Origin of the sequence: Colwellia sp. TT2012, assembly GCF_001440345.1 — a bacterium.
In the GTDB taxonomy this organism is placed as follows: Bacteria; Pseudomonadota; Gammaproteobacteria; order Enterobacterales; family Alteromonadaceae; genus Colwellia.
Genome location: NZ_LJYX01000021.1, coordinates 484,794 through 499,339 on the forward strand (window position 1 = coordinate 484,794; position 14,546 = coordinate 499,339).

13 protein-coding genes and 1 riboswitch are annotated in these 14,546 nt (G+C 39.6%); of the genes, 8 read left to right on the top strand and 5 right to left on the bottom strand.

All coding sequences use genetic code 11. The features are described from left to right. Nucleotides 1-114: 114 nt before the first annotated feature. Nucleotides 115-753, bottom strand: a complete 639-nt coding sequence (locus ASU03_RS16100) for a tetratricopeptide repeat protein (protein WP_057832789.1) — start codon at nucleotides 751-753, stop codon at nucleotides 115-117. A gap of 245 nt (nucleotides 754-998) precedes the next feature. Here ASU03_RS16100 and ASU03_RS16105 point away from each other — a divergent pair, with 245 nt between their 5' ends. Then, on the top strand, nucleotides 999-2,168 hold the full coding sequence (locus ASU03_RS16105) for an HD-GYP domain-containing protein (RefSeq protein ID WP_057832790.1): 1,170 nt from the start codon (nucleotides 999-1,001) through the stop codon (nucleotides 2,166-2,168). A gap of 216 nt (nucleotides 2,169-2,384) precedes the next feature. Here the strand turns inward: ASU03_RS16105 and erpA are convergent, their stop codons facing one another. Together erpA and ASU03_RS16115 are read right to left on the bottom strand one after the other, a co-directional pair. Next, complete coding sequence (gene erpA / locus ASU03_RS16110; RefSeq protein WP_057832791.1) at nucleotides 2,385-2,726, bottom strand: iron-sulfur cluster insertion protein ErpA; 342 nt, start codon at nucleotides 2,724-2,726, stop codon at nucleotides 2,385-2,387. 356 nt (nucleotides 2,727-3,082) lie between these two features. Continuing rightward, the gene (locus tag ASU03_RS16115) at nucleotides 3,083-3,802 is read right to left on the bottom strand and encodes a DUF6776 family protein (protein WP_231731612.1); all 720 of its coding nucleotides are present in this window, start codon (nucleotides 3,800-3,802) and stop codon (nucleotides 3,083-3,085) included. A 23-nt stretch (nucleotides 3,803-3,825) separates the two neighbouring features. On the opposite strand from ASU03_RS16115, the gene ASU03_RS16120 reads away from it, so the two are divergent. The 6 genes from ASU03_RS16120 (at nucleotide 3,826) to hemL (ending at nucleotide 11,242) form a co-directional block, all read left to right on the top strand. Beyond that, a complete protein-coding gene (locus tag ASU03_RS16120; protein WP_057832792.1) occupies nucleotides 3,826-5,547 on the top strand; it encodes a chloride channel protein in 1,722 nt (573 codons plus the stop codon). After that, the gene (gene hemJ, locus ASU03_RS16125) at nucleotides 5,547-5,993 is read left to right on the top strand and encodes a protoporphyrinogen oxidase HemJ (protein ID WP_057832793.1); all 447 of its coding nucleotides are present in this window, start codon (nucleotides 5,547-5,549) and stop codon (nucleotides 5,991-5,993) included. Before ASU03_RS16120 ends, hemJ begins: the two co-directional genes overlap by 1 nt. A gap of 170 nt (nucleotides 5,994-6,163) precedes the next feature. Further along, nucleotides 6,164-8,251: a trypsin-like serine protease gene (locus ASU03_RS16130; RefSeq protein ID WP_057832794.1), complete on the top strand. Its 2,088-nt coding sequence runs from the start codon at nucleotides 6,164-6,166 to the stop codon at nucleotides 8,249-8,251. Nucleotides 8,252-8,669: 418 nt separating this feature from the next. Continuing rightward, the gene (locus ASU03_RS16135; protein ID WP_197411264.1) at nucleotides 8,670-9,683 is read left to right on the top strand and encodes an aspartate carbamoyltransferase; all 1,014 of its coding nucleotides are present in this window, start codon (nucleotides 8,670-8,672) and stop codon (nucleotides 9,681-9,683) included. Between the two features lie 74 nt (nucleotides 9,684-9,757). Continuing rightward, nucleotides 9,758-9,919 (top strand): hypothetical protein, encoded by a 162-nt coding sequence (locus ASU03_RS20855; RefSeq protein ID WP_157465934.1) that lies wholly within the window; start codon nucleotides 9,758-9,760, stop codon nucleotides 9,917-9,919. A 39-nt stretch (nucleotides 9,920-9,958) separates the two neighbouring features. Continuing rightward, nucleotides 9,959-11,242 (top strand): glutamate-1-semialdehyde 2,1-aminomutase, encoded by a 1,284-nt coding sequence (gene hemL / locus ASU03_RS16140; RefSeq protein ID WP_057832795.1) that lies wholly within the window; start codon nucleotides 9,959-9,961, stop codon nucleotides 11,240-11,242. Nucleotides 11,243-11,370: 128 nt separating this feature from the next. Here the strand turns inward: hemL and ASU03_RS16145 are convergent, their stop codons facing one another. Both ASU03_RS16145 and moeA read right to left on the bottom strand, forming a co-directional pair. Beyond that, entirely contained in the window at nucleotides 11,371-11,763 is a 393-nt protein-coding gene (locus ASU03_RS16145) for a hypothetical protein (protein WP_057832796.1), read from the bottom strand. 103 nt (nucleotides 11,764-11,866) lie between these two features. Next, the gene (moeA, locus tag ASU03_RS16150) at nucleotides 11,867-13,099 is read right to left on the bottom strand and encodes a molybdopterin molybdotransferase MoeA (protein WP_057832797.1); all 1,233 of its coding nucleotides are present in this window, start codon (nucleotides 13,097-13,099) and stop codon (nucleotides 11,867-11,869) included. 293 nt (nucleotides 13,100-13,392) lie between these two features. Further along, a riboswitch (molybdenum cofactor riboswitch) is annotated at nucleotides 13,393-13,586 on the top strand. Between moeA and moaA the strand changes: the two genes are divergently transcribed. After that, entirely contained in the window at nucleotides 13,573-14,544 is a 972-nt protein-coding gene (gene moaA, locus ASU03_RS16155; protein ID WP_057832798.1) for a GTP 3',8-cyclase MoaA, read from the top strand. (Overlaps the previous riboswitch by 14 nt.) Nucleotides 14,545-14,546 lie beyond the last annotated feature (2 nt).

Below are 14,546 nucleotides of genomic sequence, written 5' to 3' on the forward strand. Positions count from 1 at the left end.
AGTATTTAAGGATAACTGCTTGCCAGTATACCATAAAGTTTAAATAAGCAGCTTAATACCAATCAGTATAAGAAAGTGAACACTTCTTTATGCTGAATGGTATAACACTAATGCCTAATTGGTATAGCTGGTGTTTTTCGCTTGTTCGACCACTTTATCGGGCATTTTACTGGCAAGTACCGCCAGTAACTCACTGATTTTTTTATGGGTTGCTTTATCATCGGTTAAAGAATGATGTAATTGAGAATACAATGCTGGGTAATCTAACGGGCTACCAAAGTCCTGTTGGTATAAACCCGCTAAACGCATTTGTGCGGCCAAGTTATTTAAACTTGCCGCAGTTTTTAAATAAACAATGGCACGTTCAATATCAACCTGCATAAATTTACCAATATGGTAATAGCGACCTAATTGTTCTAAGCCTTCCGCTAAGCCCTGATCAGCTGCGAGATGCATATAGTGTAAACCTAAGGGAATGTCTTTTTTGACACAGACACCATAGGCTAACATATCACCCCATAAAAATTGGTATGAGGGCATTTTAGCTTTATTAGCGCGAGCTTCAATATCTTGCACTAACTGACATTCATCTAACACTACTTGACTTAAATGTTTGTTATCTTTTATTAAATCAAGCAATAGATTATCAGTATAAATCTGCACTGCTTGCATATTTTTAGTCACAGCAATAGCTGATGGCATAATAAATAGAGCACTGACTAAAAAGAGCAACAACAAAAATAACAGACGCATAATAATCCTAACTAGGCTAAACCGGCTTACCACCCTATATCGGCCAGTAAGCGCTAAGTATGAAATTTATTGCACTAAGCTGGTATTGTAAAGCAACTTTAACGCCAAGTTCATATTTTAAACGGGTAATAAAATTGAATAAGTGCTTAAGTATGGCTAGTATTATTGAGCAAACACCCGCTAACATCCTAAATTCCCCGAATCACTTATGTTGAAATACTCCCCCTAAATAACGGCGCCTAAATATGCTAATTGAAAAAAAACTTGCTGAGTTAACTGTTGGCCATTATGTGGTAAAAATTATTCACCAAGCGAATAACTTCTCTTTAACTGCCGCCGGACACATTAAAAGCAAAGCGGTCATTAACCACCTTAAAAGTAAAAAGGTTTATTGTGTACTCATTGACGAGAGTAAAACAATAACACCGAGCGGTACAGAAGCTGGGCCTCTACTTGCCAAACCCTCGAAAAATAACTTGCGAGATCTTAAACAGGCACAAGAAATTTTTAACCAATCTAAAGTAATTCAGCAAAAATTGTTCAATGACGCCCTCAGTGGTAGCAGCCTTGATTTATTGCCGGTAATTGAAATTACCAATAAGTCTATCGATGCCATATTTAATAGCCCTGACTCCCTTGCTTGTATGTTAAATATTCGAGAAAAAGATGAATACCTCTTGGAACATTCTGTTGCTGTTGCCGTTTATATCACACTATTTTCACGTTATTTAGGCTTAGATAGAGACATTATTGAACAATTATCTATTGGCGCATTTCTTCATGATATTGGCAAAATAAAAATACCCGATGAGATCCTCAATAAACCAGGTAAATTAACCGATGATGAATTTACCATCATGAAAACTCATGCCAATCATTCCATCGATATCATTACAGCAACCGCGGGGGTAAGTGCATTGAGTCTTGAAGTAGCCGCCCTACATCACGAGAAATTAAATGGTAGCGGTTACCCTTTTCAAGTTTCGGGTGATGATATTAGCCAATATGGCCGTATGATCACCATTTGTGATATTTTTGATGCCTTAACCGCTAGACGTGTTTATAAAGAAGGCTATACCCATGGTAAAGCCTTTGCCATTTTACGAGAATTAGCTAAACAAGAGCAGTTAGATAGTAGTTTGGTTGATCAATTTATCAAGTGCATTGGCGTATTTCCAATCGGCTCTTTAGTGCAATTAAAATCAAACAAACTTGCTTTGGTTAAATATCGTAATGATAACGATCCGACCAACCCACAGGTTCACTCCTTTTATAGCGTCAAACACCATCATTTTCTCAATAAGCAAGAAATTGACCTGTCAATGAGCGATGATTTCATTGTTAGGGGTGTCACAGCGGAAGAATTTGATCTGGATATGCAGCAAATCATCGAAATGTTACTGATGGAAGGCTAGACCTTTCATTACGTTGGTGTTCTTGTTGTGCTTAGAAATCAATTCAGGACAAATCTCTCAATTGGCCAATAGCTGACTATTGGCATTGAGAGCAATACCGTCTTAGGTGAGAAAATATGACCATGCCGACACTAATCTAGGCATGGTGTCGGTATTAAATAGCTACGAAATTTAGTCTCGACTATGCTAGAGGGGTAAATTTATCTAACTAATAGCCTAGATAGAAAATGATGAACCGCAACCACAAGTAGTTGTTGCATTTGGATTGTTTACTACAAAACGACTGCCCTCTAAACTTTCAAGATAGTCAACTTCGCCATCAACAAGGTATTGTAAACTCATAGGGTCTACCACCATAACAACACCTTGCTTTTCAATAGTCATATCTCCATCATTCACTTTTTCATCAAAGGTGAAGCCATATTGAAAACCTGAACAACCACCACCGGTAACATATACACGTAGCTTAAGAGCAGGATTTTCTTCTTCTGTGATTAACGAAAGGACTTTAGTTGCCGCTGCATCGGTAAATTTAATGGGAAATTCAGGGTTTGACATGGTGCTCTACTTAGTACAATAAAGTACGAAAAAATACGCTATAAAGCGATGGATTGAAACAAAGTTAATTATCTTAAACCTGACTAATTTAATCAAGTATTATTCGCAAATAACCACCAAAAGCTATTTAACCTAAATCACGAATGATGACTAGTTTATATTTATGTAAAATCAACAAGTTATATCAATCTAAAAATTAACAAGCAACTAAAATAGCTATCATAGCCAATCAATGGCTCAATTTATTCAATTCTCAAAGCAAAAAATTTATCAATAGCGGGCTATTTATCGACGTTTTAGTGCAGAGAAATGAATAAAGGTGAGCTTGAGTAAGTGGCGCTTATGCAGCGTTTAGGTTATTTACTTACCGACCAGGGCAAATATTTATCTTTTTTAGCATATTTTTGCCAACGAGATTTGCTTAATATTGCCGAGACCAAGACGTTTTCCGGAATAAAATTAACCGGTAAGGTAAATTTGCCACTAATAATCTGAAAATATTGAAAACTAAATTTTACATCTTGCTTATTCAGCTGAGAAACTTGGGCCAGCTTAAGTTTTATTGGTTTGTCACCTTCGTAGCCTTCAAAAACCAAGTCAATATAGCCTTTACTATAGCGCCGCTTTAATTGCTGTTGCACTAAGGTCACCTGAAAGTGGTATTGATTGGGAATTTTACTGGCTGTTATTTTTACCTCCTCGACTAACAAGCCTGCCGCCTGCTTTTCGGGTGCCATTATTTTTTCGTAAAAGGCCAACTGTTTTTTCACTTCAAACTGTTGCTTAGAGGCGATTTTAAGTGAATTTTGTACTTGTTCATTGGCAAGTTGCTCAACAGCTAACTCAACTTCTAATGAGTGAATTCGCGCTATACTCTGTTCTTGCTGGTGATAAAGCTGTTCTAATCTAAGCTTTTGTTGTTCAAGGCTGGTCACTTGAAAATAATGGTAATAATTTCCCAAACGATAGCCGATAAAAAGGCAAAGAATGATCACTGAGCCTAAAAACAAAGCTGATTTAAAGCTGCCTAAGCGCTCAACAACGACGCTAAGGTTTATTTTTGCTAACCATTTCATTTGTAAAGTATTATAATCCTGTAATGATAATATCAATCGCCGCAATACGAAAACATCTAGCTTTGCCAAAAATCTCTTGGCAAATTTGTTTGCTGGCCATAATTGGTGGCTGCGCTTCCGCTTTTTTAGTGGTGTTATTTACCCTCACTATCGAAGAGATCCAGCAGCTTTACCTCATAAAACGCGATAACTATAGCAGTTTAGATGAATTAAGTCGTTTTGATTTACCTATAATAGGCGCCATTATTATCCTGTTTTTTGGTTGGCTTACCGGTTATAAATATTTACGCACTGGCATCCCCTTTGTGCTGCATCGATTAAAAGTGGCTCATGGTGTCATTCCCTTTAAAAACACCCTTAACCAATTTTGGGGTAGTGCGGTAGCACTAGCGTCTGGTTTTTCTGTTGGTCGTGAAGGACCCGCCGTACACCTTGGTGCGGCATGTAGTAGCTATATGGCTAATGCGTTAAAGTTACCTTATAACAGTGTTCGTACCTTATGTGCTTGTGGTATAGCCGCTGGTATAGCAGCAACATTTAACACCCCGATAGCCGCAGTGATTTTTGTTATGGAAGTGATCATGCGTGAATACAAGGTCCATATTTTTGTGCCTGTCATGCTTGCAGCTATCGTCGGCTCCTTGATTACCCGAAGTGTCTTTGGCAGCAGTCATAATTTTGAATACTTTCATCCCATAGCGCTTGACCAATACCCTTATTTTTCTTTAGTGCTGCTAGCCATAGTTTTAGGCATATTGGCGGCCGCATTTAATAAGTACCTTGTTTTAATCATCAAACTGAGTGTTAAATACCACATAGTGCCACGCTTATTGCTTGCCGCTTTTATTACCGGTATTTTAGGCTATTTAGTCCCTGGCGCTATGGGCACAGGTACCAGTGCCATCGATATTTCCTTAACGAGCAACTTGTCGCTAGGTTTGTTGTTTAGCTTACTTATCGCTAAATTATTAATGACCATGTTTGCTCTTGGTTTAGGTATACCTGGTGGTATTATTGGACCAACACTCGGTATAGGAGCTATAGCAGGTGCCTGTGCAAGTGCGTTATTAATACAAGTTTTGCCCGGTGAGCACCTTGGCAGTGAGTTCATCCTTATGGGCATGGCAGGTTTTATGGCTGCCAGCTTAAATGCGCCACTTGCAGCCTTGCTTACTGTGGTTGAGCTATCCAGTCAACTTGAGCTGGTTGTTCCCGCCATGATTGTTATTACTATCGCGAGTATAGTATCTCGACAACTTTGTAAAAATGAGTCCATTTTTACCATGCAATTAGATGCGCAAAACTTATCCTATCGCAAACCGCCCATTGAAGAATCATTGCAAAATATTGGGGTCTTGGCGGTAATGAATGATAATTTATTGATTTTAGAGCAGGCAAGTACTCGCACTATTATCGGTGAGCTACTCAGTAGTCATCAATCTCAACTCATTATTAACCAAGAGTCGAGCCAAGCCACAGAGATAAATAGCTATTATTGGGCGCAATTCGATGCGGAAATCGCTGATGATGACGCTGAGAACATTGAAGATAATCTTGCTAAAAAGTTGATATTACATAAGCTTATACCACTAAATCATCAAGTAACCTTGGCCGAAGCTTATTTAGCCTTAGTAGAGCAACGCTCAGGGGCGGTATATATTTATGGTAAAGATATTAACGACTGCATTGGCTTGGTCACCTTTGAACAACTTAGAATTTATTTGGTAGAAGGAAAACTCCATTAATGGACACGTTTTTAATCAATAATATCCTCTGGCTTAAAGCCTTCCACGTTTTTTTTATGGTCGCTTGGTTTGCCGGTATCTTTTATTTACCACGCTTATTTGTCAATCATGCAGAAACTAAGTCAACTGACGTTGCTCAGCAACTAAAAGGCATGGAAAAACGCTTATTGTATTTTATTACGCCTTTTGCCATTTTCACCCTAGTGATGGGCTTAGCAATAATCCACGCTTACGGATATGACTGGTTTGTTGCCGCTAAATGGCTACATATCAAATTGAGCTTAGTGGCTGTGCTCTTTGTTTATCATGGCTATTGTTTTAAATTAGTGAAAACCTTTGCCCAAGATAAAAATACCCGCTCAGCACGCTTCTATCGAATTTTTAATGAGCTTCCCGTACTTATATTATTGGCAGTAATTATTTTAGCTTATGTTAAACCTGGCTGATTTTCACCGTCGAACCGTTTAATAAACAAAGACTCATAAATCAATAGGCAAACTATTAGCACGGTGCAAGATTTTTCAGGTATTGCAGTTATAATCAAGATAGGATAGCCTGCCCACATGTAAACAGGATGTTACTAGCACTTTAACTTTCTTAGCTTAGGGAACATTTAATGAAGTATTTTTTATGCGCTTGTATAGCGTTCACTGCACTGCTAGTAACAGCAAATGCCAGCAATCAATCGACCGTACCAATAGCCAAGCCCAAGATTGTTGGTGGTGAGCTTGCTAACCAAGGTGACTGGCCTTGGATGGCAGCCTTAGTCTCTACCCATAATGAAGTAATAACCTCTTTACAGGTTGCTGGTACTGGCTATGATAGTTCGCCTTTTTCCAATAGCCCCTCAGGTCAAGTAAGTGCAGCTGTAATCGATTGTGGTCTTGGCGATAAACAATGTAGTTTAGCCGCTGACAAAATATGTTTAATTGCCCGGGGTGAAATCGATTTTTCCGTCAAGGTGGATAATTGCCAAGCTGGCGGAGGCATAGGGGCAATTATCTTTAACAACACTAACGGTGCTATTAATGGCACCTTAGGCGATAACTTTTCCGGTAGTATTCCTGTTATAGCTATTAGCCAAGACGATGGTGCTACGCTACTGAACCTACTTGGTAGTATTGCCAGCCTTAATGTTACTGCGCAACAGAAAATAGTACAAAGCGCTAGCTGTGGCGCTAGTTTTATTGGTGATAAATGGCTACTTACCGCGGCTCACTGTGTTGAAGATGCCGATATTAACTTGCTACAAGTCAATGTCGGTGAATACGACTTAAGCAATGGTGCTGAAAATGCCAAAGCCATTAAGCGTATCTATATACATCCAGAATATAATCAAGATAGCGCTTTTAATAATGATATTGCCTTGATTGAGCTGGTCGAAACAATTAGCCATGTCGCAGTTAAACTTGTTGATTACGATACTAGTAGGCAATTAGCACTCACCAATAGCTCGGTAACGGTTATCGGTTGGGGGAACCAAACGGCTTATGGGCCAAACGATGAACAACCCGCTAATGACCAGCCTGATAAATTACGTCAAGTTGAACTCAACTTGCTCAGTAATGAGCAATGTAAAGATAAACTAGCGCAAGCTTATACTGACTTGGAAGGTATTAACTATTTACCTCATCAAGTAGGTATTACCGACAGCATGATATGTGCAAATTATGTCGGTGGCGCTAAAGGCTCATGCCAGGGTGATAGTGGCGGGCCATTATTAGTTAACACCAATCAAGGTTGGCAACAAATTGGTATCGTTAGCTACGGTATCGGCTGTGCCAATGCCGAATTTCCAGGTGTTTACGCCCGTGTTGGTAAATTTACTGACTGGATTAACAGTATCAGCAAAGGCATCGCCATTGAGCCAACTTATGACTTTGCCATTACTCCACAACACACAGCACAAACAACCCAGCTAACCGTCAGCAATAATAGTGAGTTAACTGCTAATTTAACTTTCACCCTAATAATTGACAAAATTGGCAGTAGTGGCTTTAGTCTAACTCCTAATAGCTGTAATACTTTAGCAGCAAAACAAAAGTGCACCATTACCCTTGCCTTTGATGCTAAAACCCTTGGTCAGCATAAAATGCGGATTATCATTCATAGTAATGATGACAATATCCCCACCAGTCAAAGTTATATCAGTGCACAGGCAATTGCCGCAAATAACGACATTAACACGCAGTTATCTAATGGCTCCACTGAACTACTTTGGTTTAGTGGTGGCGATCAATCTTGGTTACTTGATAATAGCGAAGTAGCAATTATCAGCGGTGATATTGGCGATGGTCAGCAAAGCGTTGTTATGCTAACTTTCTCTGGTGCTGGTAGCTTATCATTTGATTGGGCAGTTTCCTCGGAAGAAAATACCGACGCCCCCGAAGAGCCTTTCGATACCTTATATTTGATTATTGACGGTGAGCAAGTCGACTTTATTTCCGGTGAAGTCCCTTATGTCAAGGTAACCATCCCTGATTTAGCTAAGGGAAAACATCAAATAACCTGGCTTTACTTAAAAGATAAAAATACTAGCGCAGGAAAAGATCAAGGCTCTCTAAGAAATGTGGTTTTCACCCCAGAGACACCGCCAGCGAGTTCTATTTCCCCTGCGCCGATAGCAACTAAATCGAGTGGTGGTAGCGTAACTTATCTGTTGCTGCTACTTACCTTGTTACCCTTTAAGCGTCGACGAAGTTAATATTTAACTGTCAAGTATAAAAAGGCAGTTTTATCTGCCTTTTTTAGTTCCCGCTTGCCACCGACAGACCGTTAAAATATTGTTTATAGCCGTTACCATTCAAGATGCATGTTTCAGAGTGCTTGAGCAATTTCAATTCAAGGCGCTGTGATGAAATAATGGTTGTTCCATTATGAGTTACAGCAACGATGAAGTGATGTTGCTCAAACACTTCTTCGATGGGTTTAAAATGACTTTATACCGCGTTAAATAATGAAACCATAGAATGACTATGCTTCAATTATTTCCCTTGCCTAAAGCCATTTTAATTCCCACTGAAATCGAGCAATTTGAATGGTAACGGGTATATCATTCGCAAATTGGTGGTTTTATGCTATATTCTTGGCAAATTTTTTTCCTTTCAATGTAAGCAATCAAGATGATGAAATTTCAAGGTAAGCATATTCTATCGGTATCACAATTTGACCGTGAAGCTATCGCAAAGATTTTGCAAATTTCTGCGCAAATGACACCTTATGCGTCACGAAAAAAACGTTGTTATGTACTCGAAGGCGCCATATTAAGTAACTTATTTTTTGAACCCAGCACTCGTACCCGGGTAAGTTTTGGTACCGCTTTTAATTTATTGGGCGGATTTGTCCGTGAAACCGTTGGTCAAGAAAACTCATCGCTGAGTAAAGGTGAATCTTTATTTGATACCGCGCAAGTGATCAGCGGCTACTCAGATGTCATTACCATGCGTCACCCACAAATGCATTCAGTAGATCAATTTGCGCTAGGTAGTACGGTCCCGGTTATCAATGGTGGTGATGGTGCTAATGAACACCCAACTCAGGCTTTACTGGATCTATTTACTATTCAGTCAGAAATGATGCACTTTAATAAAGGCTTAGATGATTTAAATATTGTCTTGATGGGTGATTTGAAACATGGCCGCACAGTACATTCTTTATCTAAATTACTCAGCCTCTATGACAATGTCAAAATCACTATGGTAGCACCCAAGGCCCTACAAATGCCTGATAGTGTCATCTCAACGTTAAGTGATGCGGGTCATGAAGTGGTGTTAACCGAAACTATGGAAGGTAATTTATCTTGTGACGTAATTTATCAAACCAGAATCCAGCAAGAACGCTTTGCCAGTAAAGATGAAGCTGAGTTATATCGTGGCCATTTCAGTTTGAATAAAAGTGTCTACCAGAAATATTGTCAAGAAAATACCGTTATCATGCATCCATTACCACGAGATTCTCGTCCAGAAGCTAATGAGCTTGATACCGACCTAAATGATTTAGATAACCTAGCTATTTTTAGGCAAGCGCAAAATGGTGTTTTAGTACGCATGGCCTTATTTGCCTTAACCTTAGGTGTTGAAGATCAAATAACGAATTATGAAAAACCGGTAAACTGGTATACCAATAAAAACACTTAATTACCATGCTGGATTTAGCCTGCGCATGGGCTATTTCCGAGTATTACCCTTAGGTATTGCAGACCAAGTAAGCAATGATGAAAAACCGGTCAACTGGTATACCAATAAAAATACTTAATTACCATGCTGGATTTAGCCTGCGCATGGGCTATTTCCTAGTATTAACCTTAGGTATTGCAGACCAAGTAAGCAATGATGAAAAACCGGTAAACTGGTATACCAATAAAAACCTTTAAGTGCCACGCACATCGATTAAACTTTTAGAAGAAGCAATTATGAATAAATCAGAACAGTTATTTGAACAAGCTCAAAAGGTAATCCCAGGTGGTGTTAACTCTCCAGTACGTGCTTTCAATGGCGTTGGCGGTAGCCCTTGTTTTATAAAACGTGCTCAAGGCGCTTATATTTATGATGCCGATGATAAAGCTTATATCGACTATGTTGGTTCTTGGGGGCCAATGATCTTAGGTCATAACCACCCAGCCATTCTTGAAGCCGTTATTACTACCGCAAAAAACGGCTTAAGTTTTGGCGCACCCACCGAACTTGAAATTACCATGGCTGAAAAGGTCCGTGAGTTAGTGCCATCGATGGAATCTTTACGTATGGTTAGCTCTGGCACTGAAGCCACCATGAGCGCTATCCGTTTAGCCCGTGGTTATACGGGTCGCGATAAAATACTAAAATTTGAAGGCTGTTACCATGGTCACGCTGACTCATTGTTAGTAAAAGCAGGCTCAGGTGCCTTGACCATGGGTGTACCTAATTCACCAGGTATCCCGAAAGATTTTGCTAAACATACCCTCACGGTTAGCTATAACAATATAGAACAAGTAAAAGAAATTTTTGCTAAATACGCCGATGAAATTGCTTGTATTATTGTCGAGCCAGTTGCCGGTAACATGAATTGTATTCCGCCTGTCGCTGGGTTTCTTCAAGGTTTACGTGAGGTTTGTGATCAATACGCTAGCGTATTAATTTTTGATGAAGTGATGACTGGCTTTCGCGTCGCACTAGGTGGTGCTCAAGCGCTTTATAATATCAAACCCGACCTAACCACGTTAGGTAAAATTATCGGTGGTGGAATGCCAGTCGGCGCTTTTGGTGGCAAGCGAGAAATTATGGATTATATCGCGCCAGTTGGTCCGGTATATCAAGCGGGGACTTTATCAGGTAACCCAATTGCTATGGCTGCTGGCTTAGCATCATTAACTGAATTAGCTAAAGGTAATAAACATCAACAATTAAGTGCTGCTACGGAAAAGCTAGCCATGGGCTTTAAAGCCGCAGCTGAGCGTAACGGCATTAACTTAAGTGTCAATTATGTTGGCGCTATGTTTGGCTTCTTCTTTACCGACGACAAAAATCCTATCACCAGCTTCGAACAAGCCACTCAATGTGATGGTGAGATGTTTAAACGTTTCTTCCACTTGATGCTAGCTGAAGGGGTGTACTTAGCGCCATCGGCTTTTGAAACCGGCTTTTTATCAACGGCGCACAGTGATGACATTATTGAAAAAACACTCGTTGCTGTGGATAAATGTTTCGCTCAGCTATAAGTTCACAGTCTTTGTTGTGATATAAAAAAGCGGCTTAAATAAATTTAAGTCGCTTTTTTTATTTAATTTTTAAACTTTTCTTAGTTATCAAGCCTGAAATTTAGCACTATCCCTTGACAGCGTTGACATCAAATAACCAATAAATTAAGTTCACCTTGCAGCCAATCATAACCTTGCTGCCAGCCCAGTTCTAACGCTGAAAACGCCTTTAAGTTCAAATCGTCTATCGCTCTCAGGGACATCACATCGTCAATTATTTTGTGGTCTGCCGCTTTATATATAATCACAGCAATGGCGATTAATTTTTCATGTGAGGCCATACTCATCTTGGCCTCAAAAGTAAATTTATAACTATGTAGCTTATTGATCAGTAAGGCAAAGTGATCACTCAGGTGCTGACTAATAAAAGCATCGAATTCGTCAAGCATCTCCATTGAGACTTCGATACCCTCAGTTATAATGATTTCAGCAATACCATCACTTAATACATTGACTGTTGCAAAGCTTAGTTGATGCTTCATGGTTACCTGCTCCACCTACTCTGTTTATTTTTTGTACTCTATAGTAAAACTAGCACCTTTGCCAATAGTTGCTTTATTTAATGTACCGCGTGCTAAATAGTCACTATAAAAACTGATCAAATAATTGCACTTGTACCATTTCACCCGCTTGTACCTTACCTTGTGCACTTGGCAAAATAATATAGCAGTTAGCCTTAGCTAAGCTAGATAAGATACCCGAGCCTTGCGCACCAGTTGAACTGACCACATTTTCACCTTGTGCGTTCACAGATAAAACACCGCGTTGAAAATCCATGCGCCCAGGAGATTTACGTAGGTCACTGCTGCATTTCACCCTTAAATGGGTACGCTTTAACGGCTGGGCATTTTGCATCTTAGTTAAAGCCGGCAAAGCTAATTGATGAAAGGTCACTAAAGCGGATACTGGATTGCCCGGTAAACCAAAAAATAAACTATTGCTTAGCTTACCAAAAGCAAAGGGTTTACCTGGTTTCATCGCTATTTTCCAAAAAGCAATTTCGCCCAGTTCATCCAGCACAGTTTTAGTGTAATCCGCATCGCCAACCGAAACACCACCAGTAGAAATCACTGCATCTGCTTGTTTATCTGCACTGATAAAAGCGGCTTTTATTGCCTGAAAGTCATCTTCAATAATACCAAAGTCAATCACCTCTATATCGAGCTTTTGCAACATGGCGGCTAAGACAAAACTGTTAGACTCATAAATATCACCAACTCGCAGTGCTTGTCCTGGTCGTTTCAATTCATCTCCCGTGGCAATTAACGCCACCTTTAATTTGCGATAAACCTTAACTTCAGCGACTCCCAATGACGCAAGTACACCAATATCAACCGCGGTCAACTTATGACCAGATTGCAATACTTGTTGACCGAGTTTAATATCTTCACCGGCATTACGTACATGAGAGCCAAAAATTTTATCGGCTAAGAAAGTAATTTTTTCTCCATCAGCGCTAACGTTTTCTTGCATCTCTACCGAATCACAACACGTTGGCATTTTAGCCCCAGTCATAATACGAATACACTCTCCGGGCTGGCAAACACCTTGAAAAGGTGCGCCGGCCATAGAACGACCAACAAGTCTTAGCGTTTTATTAGCCGCTAAACTATTAATCGAAAAAGCATAACCATCCATAGCGGAGTTATCATGAGGGGGGACATTTAATGGACTAGTAATTTCTTGAGCTAAAACATAGTTCAGGGCTTGCTCAATGGACAAGGTTAGTGTTTCGGTGACCGGTGACACTTGCGCTAGCATATTCGCTAAGGCTTGTTCAAAAGGTAAAAGCCCTGGAGCGGAACAACAATCAGACATAAAAACTCACTTAGATACATTACAATTACTTGGTACCATAAATTTCACTCTAAACTAGGCCAATTTGCAAGCCTCTTCAGAAAATACCACTCAATAAATCAATCCATTTGCTATTGATTTAGTATCGCTTAACTAGCCACACAAATAATAGCGATATAAGCGCAATTTTATTGATTAGGATCAATAAGTAGGTCAACAAAAAAAATTACCATATCGCCAGCAGAGTAATATATCCGCGTTTCCCTGAACTTGCATCTTGAAGTAAAGCGGGTATATACTAAATTTGAACAGAACTTTATTTATAACACCGAGCTATCACAGCTAACATTACTGTATTTTCCGGCTAAATTAAGTCAGCTTATTGAAGGTATTCATGTTGTGATATGCCGCAACTAAGTCCATGTATTTAATGGGCTTTAGTTGCCAGGGTTAACAAGGAAACGCGTTAGCCTCCCTACATTTGGAAAGGTGACATGTTAACAGACAATTTTGGCCGTAGGTTTTATTATCTACGCCTATCCATTACTGACGTGTGCAATTTTAGCTGCACTTACTGCTTACCTGATGGTTATCAGTGTGATCAACCACGTGATTTTTTATCACTATCTGAAATCAAACGTTTAACTAAAGCTTTCGCCGAGCTCGGCACAGAGAAGATCCGCATTACCGGTGGTGAGCCGGCTCTGCGGAAAGACTTACCTGAAATCATTCAAATTTGTAAAGAAACACCCGGTATAAAGAGAGTAGCCATTACCAGTAATGGTTTTAAATTACCCGACCACTTGCCTCATTGGTTAGATGCCGGCATTGATGCCATCAATATCAGTATAGATAGCTTAGATCCTCGTCAATTTCATGCCATAACAGGGCACGATAAACTCAAGACCATTCTCAAAGGTATTGATATGGGCTTAGCTGATGGCAGAGCATCCATTAAAGTTAATACCGTATTAATGCGTGAATACAGCGGCCGAGATATTCAAAGCTACCTGGATTGGCTAAAAGATACTCCTATCACTTTACGTTTTATCGAGTTAATGCAAACCGGTGATAATAAAGATTTTTTTGATTCACAACATGTGCAAGGTTCACGCATCAAACAGAATTTAATTCTTGATGGCTGGCTGCCTGTTATTCAAAATAAATCAGCAGGTCCGGCACAAGAGTTTTATCACCCTGATTATCAAGGTAAAGTTGGCTTGATCATGCCCTACGCCAAAGATTTTTGTAATAGCTGTAATCGTTTAAGAATTAGCTCAAGCGGTAAGTTGCATTTATGTTTATTTGGTGAAGAAGGCTTATCATTGCGGGAACAATTGCAAAGTGATGATATCGCTCCATTACAAGAAAAAATAGTTGCTTTACTTGGTGATAAAAAAGCGACCCATTACTTACATGAAAAACTGACTGGGGCAACTAAACACCTTGCCATGCTTGGGGGTTAGCG